Annotated in this window: 22 protein-coding genes; 17 read left to right on the top strand and 5 right to left on the bottom strand. The window is 58.6% G+C overall.

The features are described 5' to 3' along the window. The first annotated feature begins 580 nt into the window (after positions 1-580). From R5W23_RS00695 to R5W23_RS00660, 9 genes are all read left to right on the top strand, one after another. Entirely contained in the window at positions 581-1,201 is a 621-nt protein-coding gene (locus R5W23_RS00695; protein WP_320684665.1) for a TIGR02996 domain-containing protein, read from the top strand. A gap of 1,334 nt (positions 1,202-2,535) precedes the next feature. Next, a complete protein-coding gene (locus tag R5W23_RS00690) occupies positions 2,536-2,781 on the top strand; it encodes a hypothetical protein (RefSeq protein ID WP_320684664.1) in 246 nt (81 codons plus the stop codon). Positions 2,782-5,543: 2,762 nt separating this feature from the next. Continuing rightward, positions 5,544-6,143 (top strand): glycosyltransferase, encoded by a 600-nt coding sequence (locus R5W23_RS32535; RefSeq protein ID WP_407936092.1) that lies wholly within the window; start codon positions 5,544-5,546, stop codon positions 6,141-6,143. A 261-nt stretch (positions 6,144-6,404) separates the two neighbouring features. After that, positions 6,405-6,977 (top strand): hypothetical protein, encoded by a 573-nt coding sequence (locus tag R5W23_RS00685; protein WP_320684663.1) that lies wholly within the window; start codon positions 6,405-6,407, stop codon positions 6,975-6,977. A gap of 9 nt (positions 6,978-6,986) precedes the next feature. Then, positions 6,987-7,535 carry a hypothetical protein gene (locus R5W23_RS00680; RefSeq protein ID WP_320684662.1) on the top strand — a complete coding sequence of 183 codons (549 nt, stop codon included), beginning with the start codon at positions 6,987-6,989 and terminating at the stop codon, positions 7,533-7,535. A gap of 2 nt (positions 7,536-7,537) precedes the next feature. Further along, positions 7,538-7,837 (top strand): hypothetical protein, encoded by a 300-nt coding sequence (locus R5W23_RS00675; protein ID WP_320684661.1) that lies wholly within the window; start codon positions 7,538-7,540, stop codon positions 7,835-7,837. Between the two features lie 1,059 nt (positions 7,838-8,896). After that, a complete protein-coding gene (locus tag R5W23_RS00670) occupies positions 8,897-10,165 on the top strand; it encodes a hypothetical protein (RefSeq protein ID WP_320684660.1) in 1,269 nt (422 codons plus the stop codon). Between the two features lie 8 nt (positions 10,166-10,173). Next, positions 10,174-10,917 carry a hypothetical protein gene (locus R5W23_RS00665; protein WP_320684659.1) on the top strand — a complete coding sequence of 248 codons (744 nt, stop codon included), beginning with the start codon at positions 10,174-10,176 and terminating at the stop codon, positions 10,915-10,917. Further along, positions 10,917-11,522, top strand: a complete 606-nt coding sequence (locus R5W23_RS00660; RefSeq protein ID WP_320684658.1) for a hypothetical protein — start codon at positions 10,917-10,919, stop codon at positions 11,520-11,522. The genes R5W23_RS00665 and R5W23_RS00660 overlap by 1 nt, the downstream gene beginning before the upstream one ends. 715 nt (positions 11,523-12,237) lie before the next feature. On the opposite strand, the gene R5W23_RS00655 is transcribed toward R5W23_RS00660, so the two are convergent. Continuing rightward, positions 12,238-13,038 carry a hypothetical protein gene (locus R5W23_RS00655; protein WP_320684657.1) on the bottom strand — a complete coding sequence of 267 codons (801 nt, stop codon included), beginning with the start codon at positions 13,036-13,038 and terminating at the stop codon, positions 12,238-12,240. A gap of 1,023 nt (positions 13,039-14,061) precedes the next feature. Here R5W23_RS00655 and R5W23_RS00650 point away from each other — a divergent pair. The 5 genes from R5W23_RS00650 (at position 14,062) to R5W23_RS00630 (ending at position 17,764) form a co-directional block, all read left to right on the top strand. Further along, positions 14,062-14,655 (top strand): TapB family protein, encoded by a 594-nt coding sequence (locus R5W23_RS00650; RefSeq protein WP_320684656.1) that lies wholly within the window; start codon positions 14,062-14,064, stop codon positions 14,653-14,655. Positions 14,656-14,666: 11 nt separating this feature from the next. After that, entirely contained in the window at positions 14,667-15,029 is a 363-nt protein-coding gene (locus tag R5W23_RS00645; protein ID WP_320684655.1) for a TIGR03066 family protein, read from the top strand. A 162-nt stretch (positions 15,030-15,191) separates the two neighbouring features. Continuing rightward, entirely contained in the window at positions 15,192-15,536 is a 345-nt protein-coding gene (locus R5W23_RS00640) for a helix-turn-helix domain-containing protein (protein ID WP_320684654.1), read from the top strand. Positions 15,537-16,729: 1,193 nt separating this feature from the next. Beyond that, on the top strand, positions 16,730-17,095 hold the full coding sequence (locus R5W23_RS00635) for a hypothetical protein (protein WP_320684653.1): 366 nt from the start codon (positions 16,730-16,732) through the stop codon (positions 17,093-17,095). Positions 17,096-17,374: 279 nt separating this feature from the next. Further along, the gene (locus tag R5W23_RS00630) at positions 17,375-17,764 is read left to right on the top strand and encodes a hypothetical protein (RefSeq protein WP_320684652.1); all 390 of its coding nucleotides are present in this window, start codon (positions 17,375-17,377) and stop codon (positions 17,762-17,764) included. Between the two features lie 53 nt (positions 17,765-17,817). Here the strand turns inward: R5W23_RS00630 and R5W23_RS00625 are convergent, their stop codons facing one another. Further along, a complete protein-coding gene (locus R5W23_RS00625; RefSeq protein WP_320684651.1) occupies positions 17,818-18,375 on the bottom strand; it encodes a hypothetical protein in 558 nt (185 codons plus the stop codon). Positions 18,376-19,078: 703 nt separating this feature from the next. Here R5W23_RS00625 and R5W23_RS00620 point away from each other — a divergent pair. The 3 genes from R5W23_RS00620 (at position 19,079) to R5W23_RS00610 (ending at position 20,612) form a co-directional block, all read left to right on the top strand. Further along, the gene (locus R5W23_RS00620) at positions 19,079-19,432 is read left to right on the top strand and encodes a hypothetical protein (protein ID WP_320684650.1); all 354 of its coding nucleotides are present in this window, start codon (positions 19,079-19,081) and stop codon (positions 19,430-19,432) included. A gap of 100 nt (positions 19,433-19,532) precedes the next feature. Next, complete coding sequence (locus R5W23_RS00615; RefSeq protein WP_320684649.1) at positions 19,533-19,916, top strand: hypothetical protein; 384 nt, start codon at positions 19,533-19,535, stop codon at positions 19,914-19,916. Positions 19,917-20,228: 312 nt separating this feature from the next. Continuing rightward, positions 20,229-20,612, top strand: coding sequence for a hypothetical protein (locus R5W23_RS00610; protein ID WP_320684648.1), 384 nt, complete (start codon positions 20,229-20,231; stop codon positions 20,610-20,612). Between the two features lie 510 nt (positions 20,613-21,122). Here R5W23_RS00610 and R5W23_RS00605 read toward each other — a convergent pair. From R5W23_RS00605 to R5W23_RS00595, 3 genes are all read right to left on the bottom strand, one after another. After that, complete coding sequence (locus R5W23_RS00605) at positions 21,123-21,968, bottom strand: hypothetical protein (RefSeq protein WP_320684647.1); 846 nt, start codon at positions 21,966-21,968, stop codon at positions 21,123-21,125. Between the two features lie 291 nt (positions 21,969-22,259). After that, positions 22,260-23,297, bottom strand: a complete 1,038-nt coding sequence (locus R5W23_RS00600; protein WP_320684646.1) for a tyrosine-type recombinase/integrase — start codon at positions 23,295-23,297, stop codon at positions 22,260-22,262. A gap of 255 nt (positions 23,298-23,552) precedes the next feature. Then, the gene (locus R5W23_RS00595; RefSeq protein WP_320684645.1) at positions 23,553-24,701 is read right to left on the bottom strand and encodes a hypothetical protein; all 1,149 of its coding nucleotides are present in this window, start codon (positions 24,699-24,701) and stop codon (positions 23,553-23,555) included. Between the last annotated feature and the right edge of the window lie 260 nt (positions 24,702-24,961).

Here is a 24,961-nt window from a genome sequence, read left to right as displayed (position 1 = left end):
GCGGGGCACAATAGATAAATACGACTGCGGACCGTTTTCTTCGCACTTCGGGGGATTTTGAATTTTTGTCAACTCGATCGATTTCCTGCAATTTCCAGCATTTCAGGGGTGTAAAATCCTTCTGGAAGGTTTTCTTTCTGCGAAAATTTTGCGGCAGAGTCGTATTTATATATTAGGGTGTTTAAGAAAGAAAGAGGAAAGGTGGACAAGGGCAAGGGCTGGTGGAATAGGACAGAGAGTAGGGAGTGTATAATAGAGCACAGGCCAGTAAACACCACACAGAGAGTCGAGGATAGAGATGCAAGTAGGGGATTGGGAGAAAGGTAGGGGACTCAAACTACACCGGCCCTAGACTTCGACCTTTACCTTTCTCCCAATCCCCTACTTGCAGCACGACACTCTTTCCTGACCCCAGTACTGTTCTCATTTCGTCTGGTTCACATCTGTCCTAACACTTCGCGTTATGCCTTCTCCTTGCCTAGGGTTGAGTAGGGGAGGGCGGTTCTGCACGTCTGGTTCACTTCACTTCACTTCACTTCACTTCACTTCACTTCACTTCACTTCACTTCTGAGGTTTTACATGGATCGTTCGGATCGCAAGTACGCCAAATCGTATAACAAGGCACTCCACTTCGCCAAAAAGCCGTTCACTGGGATCGGGCCGATGGTAGACCCCGCCACAGGCCAATTCACCAAACCAAAGCGAGCCAAAAAGACTCCGGACCAGCAACCGCGGAAGTTGGGGCCAGAAAACAAAGCCTTCCTCAAAGCCCTGGACAAGTCGCCTTTCGACCACAACACCCGGAATGCCTACGCCGACTACCTGCGGGAACAGGATCACCACGATATGGCTGACTTCCACCAGTCGCTCGCCCACTGGCTCCAGCACGAGTACCCGTCCCAGCGATCCGACGACCCCAACCGCCCTTGGTCTATCAAACACGATCCCCTGGCCGAATATCACGGTGAGCAAGAGCCTCCGGTGCTGCCCTGGGGTGTGGACGTGACCGATCTTCCAGGTTACTTAGCCAACTGGGAACACGAGACCCCGGCTCAACACCACTTCATCCCACAGTTCGACGGTGGCACTCTGCACTGGCCCTCTGCCCAAGGAATGATCTCCAGTTTGGGAATGGCTCACAAGATAGCTACCCGCCGCCGAAACAGTCCACCAGAGACCGGCTTGGATCAGTGGCTGTAGGTCTTCAAGGCGGACCTCTTCTCTACCTTTCTCCCAAGACCTACTTGCATCTAGACTCTCGGCTCTCATACCTAATCGCGTCAATTCTTAACTTTTCACTTCTGTTCACTAAGGTGCCAGCCCTGTGCCTCTCTATTACGCCGGAGTGCCCCTCCTTCTGCAAACTGCTGAGGTGGAAGCATACCTTTCGCTTTATCACTCCCTTGACCGGTTGGTTGAGCAAAGTCTGGGTGGAATTCCGGGCTCCGGGCTGGCTGCTCTATCTGCACCTGAGTATCGGATCGCTGACCCCGTTCGGGTGGGAGTTCTGTACTGGCCTAATGGCGGATCCCGGTGTGCGACCTTCCACTGTGTAGTGAACTCGACCCGCTTGGACTCGATCCGAACTAAAGTGAGTGCTGACGGTCCGTACCAAACCCTCAACATTAGTGACAGTGCCCACGGGGCCGTTCAGTGTTCGCTCCGAATGCTGCCTCCCCGCCCGCTTTTTCAGATTGCAGGATCTGAGCAACTCTATCTGCTCTCCCTTGTGGACCTGCGTTACGACCTGATCCACCTCCGATCGGGCAACGTCGAAGAACGGCCGCCCAGTTGGACCGGTCTGTTTTCCACGCTGGCGGGGATTGCGGGTGAGCCCATTTCGGTCGGGTCGGTTGGTGGGGGTTATGGTTCTCCCTCGGACCGGTGGGTTCAGTGCCGCAAATCCGTGGGGGTGCTGATCGACGCGGCTGCTACTACAGTCGGTCAGAGGTTTGTGGCTTCGCTTGACGGCAGTTACAAGACGGTCGGTTGGAGTGCGGCTCAGACGGCTTCAGCGGGTCAGTACGGAAAATATAGAAAGACTGGGGGTGGGCTGCTCTCTGCCGACGACATCAAGTGGCAAGTACCTGAGAGCGTGGCTGTAGTCTTCTCCCACAAGACGGACGGGGTTCTTCAGTCGGACCGTTACGTTGTGGTGAAGACGCTGACCGATTTGGCTTTACCTGAGTACTCAGGCTATACAGGCATCTCAGGCAACCAACACACGGTCTACGCCGACCTGATCTTCGACGACACCAACGGCTCGGCATGTGAGGCTTACGCGGCTCAGGCTGCTGCGGACTATTACGGCTGGCAACTCTGCAACGTCGATGTCACCTTCGGCGGAATCGTGCCGTGGGCACCCACAGGGGCTGAGGATCATGTAGAGTGGACCTCCAGCCTGACCGGCCCGGGGCCTCGGTTCACTACTCGCATTCAGAGGGGACCGTGGACAGGCTTCCCAACCGGTGGAGTGGATCAATTCGCCGCTTCAGGGGCTCGTGGTGAAGACGGGCTGACGATTCCGGGCCGGGATGGTGAGGACGGAGAGCAAGGACCACCCGGACCGAGAGGCCGTCCTGGTGCCAAAGGGGATCGGGGTCGAACCGGACCGTCCATTCCGGGAGAGGATGGTGAGCAGGGGGAACAGGGTATTCCCGGACGGAGAGGGCGAGATGGTGCAGCAGGAGTCAGAGGCAGAACCGGAACCCCAATTCCTGGTGAGGACGGTGAGCAAGGAGAGCAAGGAGTTCCGGGGAGAAGGGGCCGAGATGGGTTGAAAGGGGATCGGGGGCCAACTGGTCCGCCCATTCCGGGAGAAGATGGTGCTGATGGAGAGCAGGGTTTTCCAGGCCCGAGAGGGAGACACGGGGCTCAGGGCCGAAGAGGCTTTCCGATTCCGGGTGAGGACGGTGTAGATGGTGCGTATGGTCCGCCGGGTGTGCGGGGCAGACGTGGAGAGCGGGGGCCAAGAGGGTATCCCATTCCGGGTGAAGACGGTGTGGACGGGAACACCATCTACATCATCCGAGAACGCCGCAATTCGACTGACAATAGCACGACTCCCGGCTCTCCCGCTGGCGGTTGTGGTTGGGTGGTTGGTCTGACGGCGGAAGACTGTTTGGAAGTCTCCATCCTCTCAGAGAACGGTCGGTGTGACTGTGACGACAGCCTCGACCAGTGGGTAAAACTCACCAGCACAGATGGCGTTACGTGGGGGACTTCGGGCGGGGGAACCGATCCAGGTGGCGATTCTTCGTGCGGAACTTGCTCAGGCGGTCAGCCGGCCACGTTCTCAGTTTCAATGACCGCAGGCAGCGGCGGGTTCGCATCTGCACCGACGAGTTGGGCGGCAACGCGATCAAATCCCGAAGATTCTCCTTGTGTATGGACGCAGACCCAAGGGCTATGGCAGTTGCAGGTCGCCGTCAGCCCCGCCTACGTCGAGATTATTTTAACTCGCCCGGATACGGGATACGTTGCGATTTGGCGATCGTCTGCGTCCGTTTCTGATTGCTGCGTTTCGTTCACCTCGTTCACCAACTTCGGCACGTCGGTCGGCGGTGCTCAAGGGACAATCACCAGTGCGGGCGGACCCTGTGAGGAAGGGGAGGCCGGGGAACAGTCGATCGAATTGTTTTCCGTTCCCCCATCAAGTGGCTTGAGTATCTGTGGCGGCACCTTTAGCCCCGTCTTCACGCTCGGCAACTGCTATAGCCCCTGTCTCAGTCTGGTGGGAAGTGGCAACTCTGCTGCTACCTACGTCGGGATTCGCGAGTTCTGTAATGAGAATTCGGCCATTTTCAGCTTCGGAGAGCCTTTCTGTACAGGTGAAAGTGGGTGCGGGGGACCGGCCAACAACACCGTTCGCGTTCAGGTTCGCTGGCTCAACTCCTGTCTCTGGGACGGTGAGGGGATCTACTGCGTCAGGGCGTGTGGAACTACCGGTCGGGGCACTCCTGCCGAGCTTCAGGAAGGGGATCAGTACAGCACGTCCATCACCATTGTCAGCGGGCCTTACGACACTCTTGAAGCAGCTAACGCGGTGTGTGCGGCTCCGGTTCGGGATGTGGTTCCTGCCAACTGCACTTACTCCGAGCCCCTCCCCCGAGTGGTGCGGTTCACTGCCGGTACTGCCACTTCCCCTGGTGACGGGTGCCTCAGTCAGTTCAGTGGACAATCCATTTACCTGACTTGGGATGAGGTTAATCAATACTGGGCGGGTTCCCTCACGCTGGGTGCTTGCTCTTGGTTCGTGCGAATGACCCCTTGTGGCGGTCGCTGTGTCGGGGCTCTTGGCTTCCGGCTGGCTGGGTTCTACACGTTCGGTGCGGGTGGTGGTGACAACATGGGCTGTTCTGACGGTAGTGAAGGGTCGGCCTACGCTGTTGGTTGCGATACCGGAACTTTAACTCTCAACCCGTTCTACTGTGAGTTCACAACCGGTTGCGATTACTTCACTCCTCCTTATACTGTTGATGAGGGTTGATTGTGGATTTCGATTCGATTCTTAGGAGAACAGAAGAGCGGAAAGCGGCCGGGCTCATTCCAATCTACACCCAGCACAGGGGGAAGGCAGGAACGAACTCGGCTGGGACTCAGGGTCGAACTCCTCTCACTGTACTTCCCCGAACCGGCTGTCAGTACGAAGGTGTGGTCCTCTCCCCCTGCCACTCTTGCAACTCCGAACTCCGGCACGTTAGGGACTGTGAACTTCACGGTCAGTGTACTCGGGTGGAAGCTCAGAAGACTGTGGATATGGTCTGTGCTCGGTGCCCGAACTACACAGCCAAGCCAAGGGAAGGAGACCCTACAGTTGGTGTTGCGATCGGCTCTTACAAGTGGCACGAACTTGTAGACTTGCAACTCAGACTGATTCGGCTGACTTGTGGCCCCGTGCCTGTGTTGGTGAGTAACGACCACCCTGACAGTGCTGATCGACTCTCCACCATCTGCAAAGAGCACCTCGACGTTACCCTAGTACACAGCCCAGAGCGACTAGGTCATACCGGCGGGGATCTAGCCGTCTACCACGGGGCGGTTAAGTGGGGAGTGGAGAAGGGGCTGAGTGTGGTTGCGAAACTCTCACAAAGGCTCTTGTTCACAACTCCCTACTGGCTTCAGGACGGGGCTAAAGAGTTGCGTGCGAGTGGTCTAGGAACTGCGATTCGGGCTGCTGTTGGGGCTTCTGGTGGTCCCCGTTACCCACTCCGCACTGAGTTCGCCTTACTGGATGTGCAGCAGTGGTTGGAGTCTGAGGCTCTGTCCTGTATCACTCCGGGTCGGTACTGGCACTTGAGAAAAGGAGGTTGGCCCGCAGAGCAGATTATGGAAGAACTGATTCAGACTCACTTCAATGGATTGTACTGGCCTTACTCAAAACTCCCCACGGATCGACAGCGAAAAAGTGCCGGGGTCGTTTGGCACCACTCAGACGACAGGGCGGCTTACGACGGACTGGCTGCTCAGGTGGGGGTAGCACTTCCGGCTGATTTTCACGTTGGTGGTTGGGAAGGGGAGTACAAGGAGGGCGTTTACCTGTATGGCTGAACCCACTATCACCGTTGTCATCGCCACCATCTCACGCCCAACTCTAGCCCGCACTCTCAACTCTCTGGTAGGCCAAGGGTGGATTACAGGAGACGGGGTTCTAGTTGTTGGTGACGGTCCTCAACCGGTGGCTCAGGAACTCTGCTCGCTCTTCTCACCTCGACTACCCATCCTCTACTCTCAGAACCCGACCCGAACCGGAATGTGGGGACACTACGCTCGGAACTGGGTACTAGATCAGAGGCACTGTACGACGGATTACCTGATGGCCTTGGATGATGACGACGTGTACTTACCCGGTGCTATCGAGACAGCCCGCAGAGCCTTTGCCGAGTGCCTACAGCCTAGACCCCACGTCTTCAGGATGCAAAATCACCCTCACGTTGGGACTGTTTGGAAAGAACCTCAACTGGTAATGGGGAATCTGGGCACTCCGGTGATTGCAGTTCCCAACAACCCTTCTCGACTCGGTCGCTACACCTTCCATTACGGCGGGGACTTCGACTTCTGCAAATCCACCTGTGATTACTACGCTGATGGACCGGTGTGGAGAGAAGAGGTGATTTGCGACGTTAGACCTTACCGAGCGTAGTTCCTCTAGATGCAAGTAGGTCTTGGGAGAAACTAGAGGTGTTCCCGCCTGTCCTCTGTAGACTGTAGTCACCATCTCTACCTTTCCGCCATCTCCTACTTGCATCTAGATCCTAGATGCTCAACGGTACAATACCTCCTCGATTGCGAGCGGCGACTTAAAGTTTGGTTCTCGTGCTCTGCATCTTCATAGTGCCAGTTCGGGTCGGTTCGTCACTTCCACTTGATTTTCACTTCTCTACTCACTTCTGGAGCTATTTCCATGCCTGCCGTTTTCCCCTGTTTGGGGCCGGTCGATACGTACATTAAGAAGCCCGCCGATTCTGCTTGGCGTTATCTGGGTACTTGCGAGCGTAGCCCGGAGTGGGAGGCTACTGATTCATTCTTACCAGTGTATAATGATTTGGGCGGCCGTTCGCTGGCAACAGATTACGTGCGTGACCGCAGACAGGAGATCGTCACCCTCACCCTCAACCGCTTCAACTGGAACACCTACAACGTCCTCCGTCGAGGTTCTCCACAAGTCACCAATTCGCCGATCGACTACACCGATTTCCAGACCGATCACGGCACGCTCACCATCGGCAAAACGGACTTCCAGCTTCTGATGACGTTTGCCTTCGGTGGGACTGCGTTCTCGGGCGACCCTGCGATCCCGCGTGGCAGACTCTACTACTCCGCCATTCCACGCCGCTCCTCGGAAAGCTCTGCTGGCACCCGCACTCACTCGGTCTCCATCCTCTTCGAGTGCAACGGGGTGTTTGATCCGGCGACTCGGGCTTTTCCCCTCTTCACTGAGGATGGTGGCAAGTTCGGCAACTTCACGCCAGAGTGAGGTTGCACCATGCCCGCTCAATTCCTTCCAGTCGGTGCGATCGAACTGTACGTCAGGCCACGCTCTCGCACCTCGTTCGACTTTCTCGGCACTTGCACTACCCCCCCCGAAATCCACGTCCGCCGATTCTACATTGATCTTCACTGTGATAAGGGCGGTGAAGTTCCGTGGCAAAAAACGGGGCAGGGGGAGCAACACGTTGTAACGGCCACGATCAACCGCCTGAATGTTGAGACTTGGAACTCGATCCGCAGCAACTCCAGTTCCCCAAGCGTTCACACGCCCAAAGTCGGCCGGTTCGTGCTCAACGTGTCCGACTTCGAGTTGTTCTTCCGGCACACGCTCTACACCTCTCCTGTCGTGCCTCTGCCTCCCGGGATGTGGACTGGCCGGCTCTACCGATCGGGCACGCTGCTGGATTGGTCCGAGTCTTCTGAAGACCGGCTCAAGTCAATCACCCTCATGGTGGAGTGTAACCCCCTCTACTACAAGCAGGCTAAAGAGTTCGTTCTCTATACCGAAGTCCCGTCCGATTTCCCTCCCGTCACCCTGGAGTAGCCATGCTCTTTACAGACCACGAAAAGCAGATTTACACCGCCCCCACCGGCGACAAGTACGACCCGATCGCCCTCTCCTACAGCCTCGTTGCTCAGAGCGGCGGGATGTGGGACGAGTGGTTGGACCTCTGGTGCGGTGCCGACACTCCCCCTCAAGACCGAGCGACCGTAGCCCTTCAGATCGCGGGAGTGGCTCGCCGGGTGTTCGGGTTCCGGAGGTTCGACGAGGAGGGCGGCCGGCTCGACGCGGAAGTCCTGGAGGCGGTCCATCACTTCGAGGAGTACTTGTCAAAAAAAGCCTAGAGGGTGCGTTCTGGGCAGATCTGTTTCACACGTTCGGGCTCGGCAGTGTCGAGTTGGGGTACGGGGACTGGGTGGCGTTGTGGCTGAACTTGCCCCGGCTCTACGACGTTTCGTGCTTTTACTCGACCCTGAGCCAGATCGTTGCAGCAGAGCGGGACGTGCCGGATCACTGGTTGCGGTCGGCGTTTCGGAACAGTGACGGTGATTACTCGAAGTGGAAGAGTTGGGCAATGAAACTCAGGCACGCTCAGGAACAGGAGTAAGCGATGGCGACAGCGAAAAGAGACGGGGATTACGAGCAGCAGTCGAGGGTCCGGGCAGAGTTGCGATCCCGTGTCCTGGCACCGCCTTCCCCATCCCGCAGTACGCGAGTTCCACCGGTGGTTCCGTTTCGTGGCAGTCGCTTGGGGGACAGTTCAAACCGGCCTTCTTCCCCCTCGACCCGTCCCCTCAGCCCTCCCGAGCGGCAGTTTCCCCGAGTGGCCCCGCCGAAGAAACTGGACCTTCCTGCCCGAACGCCCGTGGTTCCAGTTCCGAGCCTGAAACGGCCAGAAAGAGCCTCTACCACACCGGGCACGAAGCGGTTGGTGATTCCGGACGCACACAAAAACGTTGAGCCAGTCTCCTCTGCTCGCGTTCTTCGGCCTCTTGTCAATGTCGCTCCTTCGACGACTCCGGTTGCTCCACTCGTGATGCGGCAGGGGCTCTCGGTGGCTCAGCCCGCTTTTTCACGCCCCACTACACCGCCCACCCCTCGCACTTCGGCCACGAAACTGGTTCTCGACCAGAGGGGACAGCCTGAATCCCGAGTGTCGAAATTTGAGGGACGGGGCGAGCGAAACCGAGTAGCCGTACCGGACACGCACCCCGCCCGACTTCCGAGGCCGGCAGTTGCTCTCCCCCATCTCGGCTCGGCTTCTCTGGCCTTCCCACTTCACTCCGCACCCTTCACCGTGACCGTCACCAGCCAGTCACACCCCGAAGCTACCGAACCACTGCGTTTCCAGGGCAGGCCGATGGGCAGCATCCTCACCCGCAGTCAACTCTAGGAGGCTCCAGATGGACATCGTGTACAACGGCATTCACCTCTCGATGGGGACGATTAACGAGTATCGGATGGAGGCGGTCTACGACGACACGAAGACGGATTACCTGTACACCCGGCACCGAGTTTCGGGCGTCTGTACCGTGAACGGGCAGTCCGAGGTGAGAGACGTGGCCGGTCCGCCGGTGTCATATCGGAAGACGGACGAGTTGGTGTACTCCGGCGACGACGCGATCAGGACGGCCCCCAGTGGAGTCAGCCGAGCCGGAGCCGCAGTCCCGCCCAACGTGAACGTGCCCCTGACCAAAGTCTTTCACTCTCCGAGCGGTGATGAGGTGTTCGGTGACGCTCCCCCATCAGGGCTCTCGGCCCGGTCTCCGAATGCGGTTCGCCAGTTCAAGTTGGAGCCCGTGGCCAACCCCGTTCCCTTGACCGTCCGGGCCATTCGAGAGCGGCTCCTCACGCCACGCAAGCCCCTCTTCGTGTTCGCCGGCTCGGCCGCGGATTCGGAACTGCTGCTAATGTCGCCGGCTCGGTTCTCCTACCACACGGACGCCCGCAACGGACCCCAGCCGATCTCCTGCGAGATCCTCAGTTCACAGGGCGATGCGGACACGTTTATCATCCAGTTTGACATCGAGACTTGCGTTCGGGAATCGGAGGAGAACCTCGTGTCCACGGACCCCAACGCGGGATCGGTGGCATCGCCCCTGCTCAGCAACCGGTTCTCGATGATCCACTCCATCGACGACCAGCACCTGACCAAGATCATTGTCGAGGGGGAGGCCGTTTTCCGATCCGACCTGCTCTACAGCACGGCCGCTTCGCCCGACGACTTGCGACAGCGGCTCTTGCTGCCGTGCCCGTTTGGATTCGTGCGGGACGGGATCGTGGTCGAGGGGTTCAGGGACGGTACGGGCGTGAGGTACAGGTTCGAGGACCGGCAACTACCTGTTCACCTTCCGGGTGCGGCTGTGTGGGGAGCGGTGCGGATCGAGGCGACTCATTCGCAGGCTATAGTGTCTGACGCTGATCTGGTGAAGGGTACGGCTGCGGTGTTCAACGATCTCAACAGCCAGTTACTCAATTCGAGGTGGTTGAAGCAGGCTAACGAGTCGCAGAAGGAGCCTACCAAGCCGACCGCACCTGAAACTTCTCACTCCCCCGCCCTTCCTCCAGCCAAGCCAGCCCCTATTAAACTCAACCCTACTGCACCAACGAAAGGGGCGACCCCCATGAAGCCGTCTCGGGTCACCGTTCCCCGCTCACCTCGACTTCGATAGGAGTTTCCATGCCCGGTCCAGCAGCCGCCGTCATCGGAGCGTTTAGTGCCGCCGTTTCCGCTGCGAACGTGGGGATGTCAGGTCTGAAGGCGGTCAAGGAGTTGTCTGATCAGTTTGGTTCAATTCAGGACTTTGTTTCCGTAACCTGCTTCGGCTCAGCACGTGCGAACCGCCAGCAACTCTACCACCTCGCGGCGTCCATCGCGTTCGGTATGGTGCATCGTCTCGCGGCGAACCTGAGTGACCTAGCTCCCCCGCCCGGGGCCATTGCGATCAACTACGATGCCACCTCGAACGTGCTCACCTTCACCCTCCGGTACTCAACTAGCTTGGCGTGGGCTTTGGCCTCGACTCAGGCTGCCGGCCGACCGGATGCCGACCAACTGTACAACCTCCTACCGGTGTTGAGCGGCCCCAAGGAGGAGGTGGTCTCCGGGAAGTGGGATTTCACAGGGACTGGAGTCGGGTACGGCTTTTCTCTGCTGCCGGGCCTGCCCGTGCCGGTTCTGGAGGACAGTTACACCGGTCGAGTTCAGATCACAAAAAACGACATCAGCCGAGTGCCAGACCCTTCCGTTCCCGCGGGCTCGGGTGAAGAGGGACCAACGATCAACCCCCGGCCCCCGGCGGACAGTCGCAGCAGAGGCACGTGGTGCCAGCTCGTGTACTCGGCTCTGAGTCTTCCTGGGACCACCTTCGACCAGCTTTACCCCAAACCGCCAATCGGCAACGACAAGTACAGAGGGAACTAATGAAAGACACGAACAAGGCCATCAGTTACGATCAGATCTCCGGCGAGAGCGAGTACACATTCGACCCCGGACGGTTCGCCCTTCCGGTCGCCGAACTGCCCCCGACCGATCCGCAAGAATTGGCTAACTGGAGCCCGGTGGTGATGGTGCAGGCTTACGCCCCGCAGATGAAAAGGACTTCGCGGTTTTACGAGAAGAAGACCGGCACCCCGCCTCAAATTCCCACACCGAAAGACGCGGGGGCGTTCCAGATCCTGTCCGGCACGCTGGTGTTCGACGCTCCGATCGCACACGCCAACGGGACGAAATTTGACTGGGGTGTCGCGGGCGAGTACACTTTCATCCAGGCTGTTCGGGTCGATCCCAAGGACGGATTTCTGTTGAATGGTCTCCCGATCGAACTGGAGACGCAGCGGCAGAACGCGATTCAGTACGGGCAGGGTACGGCACCCTCAGCGGGTCCGGTCGTTCAAGCCGGTCAGGACGCGAAGGTGGGTTACGCTCAGGCTCAGTACATCAGCTTCAGTGATCCCCGGTACGCCTACAACACCCCGACGTACTTCCCGGGCCAGTTTCTCAGTGATACCATGCTGAACGGGGCTTAACCGGTGACCCTATGACTACTGTGAACTGTCCCCATTGCGGCATTTCCCTCGACTGTGAAATCGCACTGCCTGCGGCGGTATCGTGCGGAGGGTGTAACAAAGAGTTCACAGTAGCCCAACCCAGGCATCGCCTTCCGCCAACACAGCACTATCAAGGACCACCGATCCCGTTCACTTTCGTTTGGTCCCGAGAGACGATCCTGTGGGAGAACAGGATTTTAGCCTTAGTTCTGCTAATGGTTATTGCGTTTGTCTTCGTGGTGTTAGGCTTTACAGTGTACAAAAACGGTCCGCTTTACTTCCTAAAATGAATCAGTCAAGTAACACACTCGGTGTATTCAGCCTCACCCCGCCTCTCTGATTGGGGCTGCGTATGAGAAACAAAGTACTCAAGCGGTTGCGGAAGATTCGCAAGGGAGACAGGCGGCAACCTGTTGATTGGAGAGATTCGGAAATTGTCATTCCTCTGCTTTGTTTGTTTCTCGGAGGGTTCGCCTTAGTGATATTCAGCATCCGGATGCTGTTCCTTGTGCTCGGAGAAGACGGAGGCTATTGATACGCTCCCCGGAGTGAACTCGCTCATATAGACACATCACAGGGCTTGGGAGACGGTAGGCTAACCCCTATCTCTCTCAGGCCCTTTTTTGTTTTCCGAACTCTACCTTTCCGCCAACCCCTACTTGCAGCACGACCCTCTATCCTAGATCCTTCCCTCTCACTCAATTTCCTTGATCGCCTTTGTTGCCGCTTGTCGGACTTGATCGTTTCGAGAGAGCTTGAGTTTCTTCAGTAGCGGCAGTGCCTGCTTGGCGTCCCCTTTGTATTTCTGCAACTGAGCAATCAGGAGATGCGTGTCGCTTGTTGTTCGATAAATCTCGTCCGTCCTTCCCTCAGTTTTCTGCAGCCCTTTCACCAATGCCGACACTTTGTCCGAGGTAGAGGCTTCAATAACGCTGAGGTGCTCCAAGCCTGCGTGGAAATCTAGTGCGGCTCGTCCCGACGTGTAGGCTGTACCTGCTTTTCGGATCACTTCCGGGGGAGGGTTCGAGACTAAGGAAAGAACTGAGGCCGCGAACCGTTTGTCTTGGGGTGAGATCTTCGCCAAGATTGGAAATATGAAGCTAGCCCCCTGTGTTTCTTGGCAGTTAAGGATCAGAGGCACGGCAACTTTAGCGTCCGTTCTCAGTTCCCCTAAAGCCAGAAGAGCACCAGGTTTGTTCATCCCCCTCAGCACGGTAAATACGTGTTGGTGGACCTTGGGGTTAACCTTCTCGAACACTTCAGACGCCAAGTCTCGAACTTCGGGGGTCGGGTCCGCCATCGCTTCGATCAATTCCTCACCAACTGTATTCGCTTCGGTTCCATACCCAGCAAGGTGGTTTAAGGCCTTGAGCTTGTCAGCAGGTTTTGACGTGCGGAGTTCTTGGCCCAACTGCTTAATTGTGTCTTCGCGTGGGACGACCGAGGCTGTGGGTGGTGGTGGCGGAAGCTCCTCAGATCTTACGGGACGGCTCACGCTATAAGGGGCTCTGGTTGGCTCTGGGGGAGGAGAAAGGGGTGCGTGCGACGAACTTGCGGCCGGAGATTCGGTGTTGGGCTTTGGAGGTTCGGCTACAGTTCTGACCGGACGCAGAGAGTTGACCGCGTACACTCCAGTTGCAGCCAATAAGGCGAACCCAAGCAGTACGGCAAACGCCAGGGGCCAGTTGCGGCTCTGTTTGGGTATTGGGTGTTCGGGGTGCTTGGTGGGTGAGTTTCGAGAGGACCGCTGAGTTCCACTCGAAGACGCAACCGCACGAGACGAACCACCGCTCCCCTCAGTGCCAAAACTCGAAGGGACCACCAACTCGGCACGGCAACCCGGACAGGACACTTTGCAACCAGCCTTCTTCCGCCCGACCCGTAACCGAGAGCCGCACTTCGGGCAGGGCACCACGACCTGCAACACCTGAGCCTCTCGGTCCGGTGGGGGTACAGTCTGAGCAGGCTTCGATTCGGCTTGAGTGAGAGGAACCTGAACTCCGGATTGGCACCTGGGACAGGGGAACATTTCACCGGCTCTTTCGTTACCCACCGTCAGTTTCGTGCTGCATTTTGGATTCGGGCACTGGGTTGCGATCGGCATTTTCGCACCAGGGGCGGTAAGAAGGTCTGCTGAAGCTGTTAGCGTATTCGACGCCACCCTCTACTTCCACAAAGAACTGAAGGACAAAGTTGCTAGCCCGACCGAGCAACTCCTGACTTCCCCCGAGTTCGACGGTATGAGCACCAGCCCCATGAAGAGAATCATTACGGCCGGAGACTGTGAGACCAAACAATAACTACTGAAGGTAGTGGAGACTGTGATTTGGGGGCGGTAACGAACAGATTTTATGATCTTCTCCCAACTCCTACTTGTTACTAGATCCCAGTTTCCAGACCGCAAAAGCACTGACACTCCTAGACCGCTGCTGAGGGTTAGCCCCCTTGGTGGCGGTCTTTTCGCTTTTGGTACTGCACGGCACCGCGGTAGACTGGCGTGACCTTTCTGGAGCTTGACATGCGATGGACGCCCCTGGTCGTACTCTGCCTCGCCCTGTCTGTGGCCAGTGCCGCACCGGTTCCCAAACATTTGATGCCCAAGGACGAAGGGTTCTGGCCCACCGCGGTCGGAACGAAGTGGGAGTACGAGCAACCGGAGTTCGCGTTCACGGAAGAGATCACTAAGGCCGATCCGATCAAGAGTGGCGTGCGGCTAACCGTTCGGGTCCGTTCCAAGGGGGAGTGGGACGCCACCTACGAAGTCGGGCCGGGAGGGGTGTTCGCTCGCACGGACGGGCCATTCGTGATCGAAAAGCAAATGATCCGGTTGCCGGTCAAGGTGGGAGACTCGTGGGCGTTCGCCTACCCGATCCAAAAGGGCCTGAAGTGCGATGGGGGCACGGTCACGGTCAGTGGTAGCGAGGAGGTCAAAGTCCCGGCCGGCACTTTTATGGCAACTAAGGTGGTAAGCACGGTCACGGAGGTTGGAGGGCAACCGATCCCGAAGCCGACGACGTACACCGACTGGTATGCTAAAGGGGTGGGACTGATCCGACGGGATTGGGACGGAGGTGGCAGAGTGCTCAAATCTTTCACCCCCGGCACGAAGTAGAGGGAACCGAGATGCGGATGCTGATGGGCTGCTTGGTGCTGGTGTTCTGCGGGCCGCTCGTGGCCGACGACAAGAAGGACGAGAAGATCGATCCGGCCAAACTGCTGGGCAAGTGGGCAGCCAAAGAGCGGGAGCTTGTGGTCATCGAGTTCCTGAAGGACGGTAAGCTGGTGTTGCGTTACGGGGAAGCGGAGAAAGAGGCCGCGTTCGACGGCACTTATAAGCTCGACGGCAACAAGCTCACTGTGAACGCCCAGCCCGGCGGAAAAGAGGAGAAGTCCACCGTGACCATCAAGAAGCTCACGGATTCCGAGATGGTGGTTATTTCCGATACGGGCAAGGACGTTGTAATGAATCGGGTGAAGGGTAAGTAGCCTGTGCCGAAAGGGGCACCGGACTCCAAATAACCTCAATTCGCTGACCGCTGCAAAGCCACTGCTGGGAGAGACCCTGGTGGTGGCTTTTCGTTTCCGAGTCCGCTTTTGGGGGTGGGGACGCTTGAGCAGGTAGGCGGGGCAGTAAACCGGGAGGGGGCAATGGCCATTCAGCAAATTCCTTGCCCTTCAGAGAGCAGCGGGTACGCTTGCCCAGTACCTACCGGGGCTGAGATGGCCACTTTCCGCGAAACTCTACGCACGCTCCTCGTTCAAAAAGATATTAAGTTGATCGATATGGCGAAAAGGGCCGGCATTTCTTACGCTGCTGCGAGAGCCTACACCACAAAGAATTCTAAACGAAAGCCTTCCGTGCCGCATTTAATTGCCATCTGCGATGCACTTGAAATCAGTTTGGATACCTTCCGTAAATGCGAAGATTTGCAGACCGAGAAGGCTGACCTTGCTGATGATGAAGGTGATAAGGGCGATTCCGGAAAATCCTAAAAGATAGAGTTGTATCTTCTGAAGTGATTTTGTAGATTGCTCCTGCCGTCCGAATCAGCTCGTTTCTCCGCTCGCAGGAGCCCATCGTGGCCAATCCTCGCCAGTCCTTCACGCCCTCGTCCGACTGTCCCACTCCCGTTATTATGGACCCGATCGAGTCTTCTGATTCGCCGCCCTGTCCGCTCGCCCCTCTCCTCGCTCACCTCGAAGCTCTGGTCAGGCCCGTCTGGAACGGTGGCATGGCCGTGGAGTGGAGTCCGGAGGAGATCGCCGAGGCGGGGGCTAATCTGGATCTGGTGTGGTCGCAGTTGAAGAAGATTCCCTTGCCCGCTAGGTGCTGAGTTCGGGAGCCGGGGACCGGGGATCGAGATGCAAGTAGGGGATTGGGGGAAATGTAGGGGTTTTGGTTGGCCCGATTCCCTGATCAGTCGGTGACTGTGCTCGCTCCCCGGCTCTCTCGTTTGCCTCTTCCGGATCGACGGTGGTTGCCTCACGTTCCTTTACGCTAGTGCCGCCGTTCGCTAGTCTGGCAACTCCCCGGTCCGCTCCCCAAGCCGTGGTTCGCCCCCATGCCCACTGTCCACTGCTCCGCCTGCAAAGTGCGACTGACGTTCGGTGCCGATCGGGCCGGTGCGACGGTTGCCTGTCCGAAGTGCAGTAACGCGGTGACCGTTCCGGGTGCTTCCGCCGCACCTGTGTCTCCACCGCAGCCGCCTGCCCCTCCACCCAAACCCCGAATCGAGTTCCTCTGCCCGTTCTGCTCGGTGCGGTTGAAGATCGCAGGGCGGAAGGCCGGTGCCGAGGTCAAGTGCCCCAAGTGCAGGCGACCTGTAATCGTCCCGACCCCGACCACTACCCCACGGTTGGGTATCCTCGTCGAACTCCCTCCTTCCACGCCGGTGGTGGAACTGCCCCCTCCCGTACCAAAGGTCGAAGAGCTTCCACCCTCACGCCCTTTCGAGGTCGTTCCGGACGACGAGTCGGAGGCTGCTGATCTTCCGTTTCTCCGTAAGCGTCGTGACCGAAATCGCAGAGTCAAACGGTGGAGGGTGGCTGTAGTTACCGCGTTCCTGCTCGTCATCGTTGGGGGTGGCTATGCCATCGTTCGGGCCGTGAACAGCCGAGGGGCAGATGCTCAGGAAGTGGCACCATCGAAACGCCCAGCACGGTCGTTGGACGCCACGGAGCGGAAGATGGTTGGCCAGTGGTTTCAAGCTGACACCGGAGACAAGTTGCAGCGAGTGGAGGCCACAACTACGTACCGCGAGGACGGCACCTATGAATTGTCGGCCAAAGTCTTCAGTCTCAAAGACGGAACGATGACGGTGGCACTTAAAGGGGCTTGGCGGCTCCAGGAGGGGTTGCTGATCGTTACAGTTGAGTCCGAGAGTTGGGGGCAGGCTGAATCACCAGAGTTCCGTTATGAGAAAATCGTGCCTGGGGGCAAACTGGCGGCTGGAAAGAGCATCACAGCACAACTCGTCTCGGTATCAGATACTCACTTGGTGCTCAAGGACAATGAAAGTGGGGCGACATCTGTTGCAGAGCGTGTAAGGTAAGGAGCGTCTGATGGGCAAACTCTGTAAGCCTACCATGCCAGTGGCTTGTTCTCTCACAACGCAATAGGATTCTCCCAACTCCTACTTGTATCTAGACTACCGGCCCCTACGGCTCAAGGATCTGGGGTCTAGATACAAGTAGGAGTTGGGAGAATCCTATTGCTTTTGGTAGCGGTCGGTCTGCACGGTACTCGGGAATGGCAGTTGCCAAGAGCGGTTGGGTCGGGGATGATGCAGCGGTGCAGTTCCACACTGGTTCGGCTGCGGAGGGCGTCCCTCGTGACCATGCTGGAATACGTGATTCAGCAACTCCCGTATCACGCCCCGTTGCTGGTGGTGTACCTGATCGGCGTTATCATCTCGCTGGTCCAACTCGGTCGTCACCCCAGACCCGCCGTGATCGTACTGGTCGCGTGTGGCCTCCTGTTCTTGGCCTCGGTAGCGGCCTTACTGGCTCACGGCTACCTCTTCGGTTCTGTCAAAGATCAGAATCTGGGGTTCGAAGCGTTCCGGCGGTGGCAGGTCGTCGTTGCCGCTGTCGTGTCCCTGCTGCACGTCACGGGGCTCTCGCTCTTGTTGGTTGCGGCCTTTGTTGGTCGGAAGGGGGTGGTGCGTGATGATGCGGCGTCTCTTGGGAGTCGGGGGCCAGCGGACGGACCGGGCGTGTGAGACTCTCGGTCGGCGGCTGGTGCTTATGGCAATCTCCTGGTGCTGAGGGTGTGCTACTTCTTGCCGGGTGTGAACGACTTGAGCGAGCGAATCACCGTCACCGTGCCGCACCGCTTCTGTGTCCGCTTGACCTCTCCGACCCCCGGTGCGTACCACGAGGTGAGCGTCTCGGTTCCGCTTTCCAGCACCACCCGGATGGCCTTGAACGTTCCCGCCGGCACTTTGACCTCTTCCGCCTCGTGCAGGGTTCGTTTTCCCGATGGCGTTTCCCACGACTCTCCGGCCCGCAGCCCGCACTTTAGCACCCACACCGGCTCGGGCTTGTCGTTGAAAGCGTCCTTGGGTTGCCTCAGCCCCTTGGTGGAAACGATCATTTGGGTGTACCGCGTGCTGGTGCCGTCCACCCCCTTGCGAGACACCACCAACTCGTCCCCGTCTTTTTCGACCGCCGACACTTCGACCGCCTCTTCACCGCCCCGCTCGTCCTCGTACACCCACTTCGCACCAACGACGGTCGGGAAGTAGATCAGGTTCTTGCCCGCGTCTTTGGGGACCGGAGCGGCGGTTGTCGGGAGGGCGAGACCGAGGACGATCAGCGGGACGTGTCGCATGAGGGCCTCCAAGAAGGGCACTGACACTTTACCCGAGCGGGGCAGGGGGTGCGACTTGTGAAATGGCGGGTGTCGCCGATCTCAAGCTTCACCACCCTCGTGGGCTCGGACTTCACGCCTCCAATACGTTTCTCCCAACACCTACTTGCATCTAGACCCTCGACTCGGACTGCGACCGTGATGGTGGATGAGGTACAGTGGAGAATCGACACTACGACTTTCGCTCACCATACGGAATTGAGACTCGGTAAGTTCTCGGGGTGGGGTCGATCGTCGGGTGTCCGGTTCGGGATAAAACGCTTCTCCACTTCCACTTCCTTGACCATCTCAGCTTCTGTGTTTAGAGTGTTAGCAGAGGCTACAGCCCCGCAATGGAGATCTGATGGCTAAGGGCAAACGGCAACCCTCACCCCCTCCACCCAAGAAGAAGGTCGAGCGGGACGAGTTCGGGTTCGAGACGGGTCTGTGGGCTGGGCAGACGGAAGATTCAGATCTTGAAAAGCCGGCCAAGCAGCGGTACGAAGAGCCACCACCCGCACAAATCCGCTCGATGGGGAAGAGTTACACCCCCTCTGCTGCCGCCACTCCGAAATCAGAACCCGCACCCGTGCCACCCAGTTTCGGACTACTGAGCGAAGAGCCTGAGACTGAAGATCCCCCTTCTGTAACACCCACACCTGCACCCCAACCGGAGACCAAACCTGTGAGTACGATGTCGAAGATGGATGCCGTCCGAGCCGCCCTGCGAGCCAACCCCGACCTGACCGCCAGCACCGGAGTTCCCCTGCTCGCCAAGGAGTACGGTGTCGAGATCAGCCCCAATAACTTCAGCACGTACAAGCAGGTGGTCAAGAAGGAGTGGAGCGAAGGGAAGTCGCCGGCCCCTCAGACTTCTACCCCGGCCCGAGCCGCTTCACCCGCTCCTCCCAAAGCCGCTCCCCAGACTTCAGAACCCGGAGGCAGTTCGATACTTGCTGTGGTGCGGACCCTGAAGTCGCTGCTGGCCACGCACTCTGCGGACGAACTCAAGGATCTGATCGACGCACTCAGCGAGTGATCGGCCTCTTCCCCTCGATTCGGTTGGGGCAGTTACTTGACTGGTGTTGAAAATTCTAGTAGGTTTATAGCTTGATCCCTTCCGCACCAGGAGACCGACCGTGCCGCGGAACACCGAAATGATCGGCCACCTGGAGTCGCTCAAGAAGAAGCAGGAAGCCGGCAGCAACGCCTCCTCGCAGTACACCACCCGGCTCGACGTGGACACGGCCATCGAGTTCATTGAAGACTGCATGGCCCACTACGAGCTTCCGGCCGATGGCATCCGGCGAATCCTCACCTTCTATTACACGCTGCGGAAGAGGGGAGTTGCGGTCGGGCTCGGTCCGGTTCATCGCCAGATCCTGGACGACCTCTGCACCGCCACCAGCAGCGAAATCCCGGAAGCCATCCGCAACCTCATCATTGAGTTCGGCCCCCAGAAGCTGACACGGATACGGGATGCTTTGCAGGTGCTCAAGCCGGCAGACCGCAAACACACTTGACCTACAGACGGGCGGGCTGTTCAGACTCACCAACACATCTCACGCCCTCGCTACTACCTTTCTCCCAAGACCTACTTGCATCTCGACCTTCTTCTCTCAGCCCTCCACTCCCGTTTACACACTCCACTTCGTCAGTGCGGGGCGGGCTAAACTACGATCGGGTGAGGGTGAGTTGGCTATCGTCGAGGATCGAGATGCAAGTAGGTCTTGGGAGAAAGGTAGTAGCGAGGGGCGGGAAGGGCTGTGCAGGCGATTTCGGTGGAGGTCGAACGACGGCTCGGGTACGCTGTGAAGGTCTTTCAGGAGGTTCCCATGCGGTGGATTCCACTGGCCGGGCTCGTTCTGGCTTTTTCAACTGCCGAGGCCGCACCGGTCCCCAAGCATTTGATGAAGGATAAGCAGATCGACCCTGCGAAGTTGGTGGGCAAGTGGACCCCGAAAGAGAAGCCCGAACTGGGGACGGTGGAGTTCACCCGGGACGGGAAGATCGTGATGGAGTTCAGCGGACTGAACGGTGAGACGGGCCGTTCAGACGGAGTTTACAAGGTTGAGAAGAACGAACTGACCGAAACGTATGACTGCCCGGGAGGATCGGAACCCCTGACTCGGACCATTTCGGAACTGACCGACACGGATCTGGTGCTCACCAACAAAGACGGCGTGAAGTGGCCGATGGTTCGGGTGAAGGGTAAGTGAACACCGCACTGCCAAGACTCACCGGAGGGCACCAGGCGATGAGTGTGGTCGTCTTATCCTGCACTTGAGAGTGGGTGGAATACAGGGTGAGTAAAGATTCTGTAGACTTTCCTGAAAATAATCGCAAGTGCAATTGTCGTAATGATTTGTGTAAGATTCTTATGGCATGGGTCGAGGGTCGATAGCTGACGCCAATGAGCCGATGTGGGGGCGAGAGACGTTCCCTATACCCCCCCCCCCCCTCTTCTGGAAAAGTGCCTGTCGCCGGAAGAACATGGCCCTCTTTTTTGGCCAGATTCCCTGAAGTTGATAGTGCGGTTGTTGGATCGTTTCGGGCGGCCTGTCGAGCGGTGGTTCTGGCGTTCCCTTTTCGCCCTGACTCTGGCCTACGTGTGGTACTTGCTGGCCATCCGAGAAGCACCGCGACCACTGGAACGGATCGACCCTGTACCCGCCGCCGAACCGCCCCGGATTCCGAGAGCCGAAGACTAGATCCACGCGGATTTGGAGTCAGTCGATGGTTACCCACGGCTTCACTTCGAGGATGTCCTTCACGCTTTTCGACTCACTGCTGAAGCCTGCTGGACGCCAATCGAAGTGGAAGCACATCGTTTGACTTTCGTCTGCTCGGTCGTAGCTAGCTGAACCGACGAGACGACAGTAAGCCCGGACCGTGAAGATTCCGGTTTGGTCCTTGTCTGAGTAGTGCGGGAATTTCACTCTCGTCATCTGTGCCGCTAGCAGTGGGGACACAAAGATGTTGGCCACTTTGCCCGGCTGCAACTTACCGAACGTCGTAAATTCGTGACTGCTCTCCTCGTTGATTACGATCGGGGGCGGGTCAAGTTGCTGGACGTTCTTCCCGTAGGCCGCTCCGATCGCGTAGTTCACACTGATTCTGATCGCGTCAATGGGCTCGGTTCCCGTGTTTTTCAACCGCACTCGCGGCCCCCACCTGAGCAAATCTTCGGGTTCGTCCATTCGGAGCACTTTGGTGCCGAAACCATCCTTCTCTTTCATGAAGTCTTTGAAACGTGCGGGATCGGACTTCTCTTCAAGGAACTCGAACTTGGCCGTAACCCGCCCCGCCGCACGGTCGAGATTCGCTTGCGAGAGTTTGTTAGCTTCCTTGGCCTCGTCCGCAGACCGCTGAGCCGATCCAGCAGAAGACCAAGAGAAGTACGCCATCACGAGGTTCAAGGCGAACGCCACCAGCGTGCCCGTCATCGTTAGCGTTATCCGGCTATTTTGCTTCCTGTCCGTCTCGCTGAGTTGGGTGGTGTTCTGGCTCGGCATCGGTAGTGCGGGCTGCTGGGCGTGGGGTTGCTTTCCAGACGCCTTTTTCTTGTTCGCCATCTCGGGCCTCCAACACTGCTTCGCTCGGTGTGTGTTGGGATTTATCGGCAAGCGACGTTGTTGGTCTTCAGATGTTGCGACCTTTCTAATGTCGGGGACGGTGCGGGTTGTGCCGTCTGGTCCGATCCCAAAAGATAGTCTGGGCGAACTCAACCCTGAACGGGTTTTAGACGTGCTGAACACCAGCCCGGGGGAGTGGTCCCGGGACACTTTCAGATTCCGCTGCCTTCGGGTGGCGGTTTTTCGTTCTCTAACAAAGGAACCCAGACCGTCCTGGCCTGGGCTCTTTCACTACGCTGCTTGGTCGTCCGGTTTGGGCTTCTCGCGGAACTTCAGTGCTGCCCTCAGAGCGTCCCCTGCTGCTCCCAAGTGGCTGTAGAACCGATCGATCACTGCCGTTGTGGTGTGTCCGACCAGAGCGGCTACTTGGGAGTTGCTGAGTCCGGATTTGAGGCCATCAGTTACGAACGTGTGTCTGTACCCGTAAGCGATGACCTTCACCCCGGTCTTCTTCCGCAACTTCTTCATCGACTCGGTGATTGCTCTTCCGGTCCAGGGCACTCCCTTGTTCCCCCTCAGCAGCGGTCCGGTGGGGTACTTGACGAGTTTGCTGTGGAGCAGTTCGGCCAGTTCCGGAGTGAGGTACACGGGTCGAGGCTTTCCGGTGTGGTCCGTCTTGTGTTCCGTAATCACCACCACACGATCTTTGTAGTTGAAGGTTTCAGCAGTGATCTGTTGCAACTCCCCCGGTCTGCACCCCGTACCGTGGAGCACCACCAGCACGTCACGGAAGTCTCTGCTCGCCCCTTCCAACAACCGCTTGTGGTCCGCCTCCGAGATCAGGGCCTTGTCCGAGCGGCTGGCTGTCTTCGGTCTGGTCACCTTCTTGACGGGGTTCTTTTCGAGTTTGTCTTCTTTCACGAGCCAACCAAAGAACGCGGACACCGACCTGAGCATAATGGCCTTGGTGGTCTGCCCCACATCGAGGTCGGAGAGCCACTGTCGGATGTGATCTGCTGTCACTTGAGCGGGTTCTAGGGTGGGGTGGTCGTTGACAAAATCGCCAGCGTCGTACTCGTACCGGGCCACCGTGTTCGGTTTTCGGGACAGTTTGCACGCCACGAGGAACTGAGCGAACGCTTGGGGGAGCAGGACGGGGCCGGCGGTAATTGGGGGTGGTTTGGGTGTGGTCCGTAGCTTCTCAAAAGCCGTCTTCGCAGCCTCTTGGTTCCCTTTCCCCTTCACACCAAGACTGGTCAACTTGCCCTCGAACCGAACGTACCAGCAGTCCCGGACCGCACGATACCAAGGGGCGTTCTGACGGGCCATTGTCGGGTCTCCTGCGAGAGGTTGAATAGTCGCCTCCCGATTCCGACTGCTACGAAACCCTTGAAAAACAAGCAATTCCAACGATCTTAATTGCGACTCAAAATCGAGCGGGGCAACCTGTGTGGGTTCGAGTCCCACCTTGGCCACCTGAACGAATAGACACAAGGGGACTGGAGGCGACACGAGCTGCCTCTAGTCCCCTTTGCATTTCTTCTTCTGGCGATTCTGACCGGTCCTATCCCGTAGCATCCATTCCTAGGTGTGCCGGATTTTGCGCCGCCCCCTGGCCCCAGCGAAGTCCGCCGCATCGAGCAGCCGGTGGGCGCGGGTGTCTTTCCGTGGTTCCTTACGGTTATGTGAGTTTGGGGGGCTCTCTTCTGCGCCCGGACCCGCGCCCGTTTTGCTGGAACCATCGGCTCGACTGCCGTTCGACGCTTGGCGGGTTGGGAATGCCTTCAGTTGGTGACCCCGTTTGCGGAGCCGGCACGCCAGGCACGAGAGGGCGTGCCGGCTGAGCCCCAGTACGGCGGCGAGTTCGGCGACTGAGCGAGCGCTGTTCCATTGGGCCGCGAAATCCTTGAGCCTTTGAGCGGCCTTCCGTGCAGATGCGAGCGGCAGCGGCTTGAGGTCGCCGCCCTGTTGCCGCATGCGGCGGAACCGCTCAAGGACTTTTGACACCGGTTCCCCGAGCCGCTCCGCAACTTCTTCGACCGTTGTTGCGGCGCCCCACGCGGCCCGAAACGCGGCCGCGCGTGCTGCGGCGTGGGGGCGGGTCTCGAACTTCTTCAGCATGACCCCTTCGCGCCGGTACGCCGCGGCCACCGTCGCTGCGGAACGCGGGGTGAGTTTGAGTTGCTCGGCCGCTTCTGCGACCGTGGCCGCGGCGTTCCAGACGGCCGCGAACGCTACCGACCGTGGCGCGCGCACAGGCGTTCGTTTCGGCGCCGGTTGCCGTCCCGGCGCTACGGGCGGCTTCGGCTTCGGCCCGGTCGAGAACCTCTTCACTTTGACCCCGCAGCGCCGAAATTTGGCCGCTTGCTGTGAAGCCGCTGTGACCGTCAGGCCGAGCGCGGCGGCGGCTTCCGCGACGCTTGCCGCCGCATTCCATACGGCCGCGAATGCGTCACCGCCGCGGACCGTTACCGGTGGCCCGGCCGGGCGCTCCGGAGCGGACTGAGCGAGCACGCTCGCCGGCTTCGGCTTCGCCGGGACACCGCCCTTGAACATCTTTAACGGTATCCCGGACCTTCGGATGTATGACGCCCGCAGGTGTGCGTTTTGGGGCGTGATTCCAAGTTCGGCCGCAGCAGATGCGACGCTCGAGGCCGCTTCCCATACTCGGACGAACTCGTCGGTCGACGGCGCGGGCTTGGCGGCGGCCCGCGCGGTAAGCTTCTTCGCCATGAAATGCTTCGATCGGTTCGCACCCGCGCGGCGGACCGATAGCACGGGTCCGCAAGCCGCATTTACGCGACCCCAGACCCGACACATGCACCGTGCGGATGTTAGCAAATGTTGTAGCATTTCGGCCGTACCCTCAACGGGTCTTGGGGACGAGTGTGTCGGCGTTTTAGGTGTCAGCTTTTTGCGACGCCCCGCGCGTCCGGATGGTTCTCGCTCTTGGCTCCCGCCCAAGGTCTCACTGACCGGCCACGCGCGTTTCG

Source organism: Gemmata algarum (assembly GCF_034097035.1).
Taxonomy (GTDB): domain Bacteria; phylum Planctomycetota; class Planctomycetia; order Gemmatales; family Gemmataceae; genus Gemmata; species Gemmata algarum.
The sequence above is the reverse complement of the archived record's forward strand: the minus strand, read 5'-3'. Positions and strand labels throughout refer to the sequence as shown.

Bases quoted from the DNA above. Each gene is read 5' to 3' on its own strand.
- R5W23_RS00595 (WP_320684645.1), bottom strand. From the start codon at position 24,701: ATGGCGAAGAAGCTTACCGCGCGGGCCGCCGCCAAGCCCGCGCCGTCG.
- R5W23_RS00675 (WP_320684661.1), top strand. From the start codon at position 7,538: ATGCTCTTTACAGACCACGAAAAGCAGATTTACACCGCCCCCACCGGC.
- R5W23_RS00600 (WP_320684646.1), bottom strand. From the start codon at position 23,297: ATGGCCCGTCAGAACGCCCCTTGGTATCGTGCGGTCCGGGACTGCTGG.
- R5W23_RS32535 (WP_407936092.1), top strand. From the start codon at position 5,544: ATGGCTGAACCCACTATCACCGTTGTCATCGCCACCATCTCACGCCCA.
- R5W23_RS00610 (WP_320684648.1), top strand. From the start codon at position 20,229: ATGCGGTGGATTCCACTGGCCGGGCTCGTTCTGGCTTTTTCAACTGCC.
- R5W23_RS00680 (WP_320684662.1), top strand. From the start codon at position 6,987: ATGCCCGCTCAATTCCTTCCAGTCGGTGCGATCGAACTGTACGTCAGG.
- R5W23_RS00625 (WP_320684651.1), bottom strand. From the start codon at position 18,375: ATGCGACACGTCCCGCTGATCGTCCTCGGTCTCGCCCTCCCGACAACC.
- R5W23_RS00605 (WP_320684647.1), bottom strand. From the start codon at position 21,968: ATGGCGAACAAGAAAAAGGCGTCTGGAAAGCAACCCCACGCCCAGCAG.
- R5W23_RS00690 (WP_320684664.1), top strand. From the start codon at position 2,536: ATGGTGAGGACGGAGAGCAAGGACCACCCGGACCGAGAGGCCGTCCTG.
- R5W23_RS00640 (WP_320684654.1), top strand. From the start codon at position 15,192: ATGGCCATTCAGCAAATTCCTTGCCCTTCAGAGAGCAGCGGGTACGCT.
- R5W23_RS00645 (WP_320684655.1), top strand. From the start codon at position 14,667: ATGCGGATGCTGATGGGCTGCTTGGTGCTGGTGTTCTGCGGGCCGCTC.
- R5W23_RS00650 (WP_320684656.1), top strand. From the start codon at position 14,062: ATGCGATGGACGCCCCTGGTCGTACTCTGCCTCGCCCTGTCTGTGGCC.
- R5W23_RS00665 (WP_320684659.1), top strand. From the start codon at position 10,174: ATGCCCGGTCCAGCAGCCGCCGTCATCGGAGCGTTTAGTGCCGCCGTT.
- R5W23_RS00670 (WP_320684660.1), top strand. From the start codon at position 8,897: ATGGACATCGTGTACAACGGCATTCACCTCTCGATGGGGACGATTAAC.
- R5W23_RS00695 (WP_320684665.1), top strand. From the start codon at position 581: ATGGATCGTTCGGATCGCAAGTACGCCAAATCGTATAACAAGGCACTC.
- R5W23_RS00660 (WP_320684658.1), top strand. From the start codon at position 10,917: ATGAAAGACACGAACAAGGCCATCAGTTACGATCAGATCTCCGGCGAG.
- R5W23_RS00685 (WP_320684663.1), top strand. From the start codon at position 6,405: ATGCCTGCCGTTTTCCCCTGTTTGGGGCCGGTCGATACGTACATTAAG.
- R5W23_RS00635 (WP_320684653.1), top strand. From the start codon at position 16,730: ATGGTTGGCCAGTGGTTTCAAGCTGACACCGGAGACAAGTTGCAGCGA.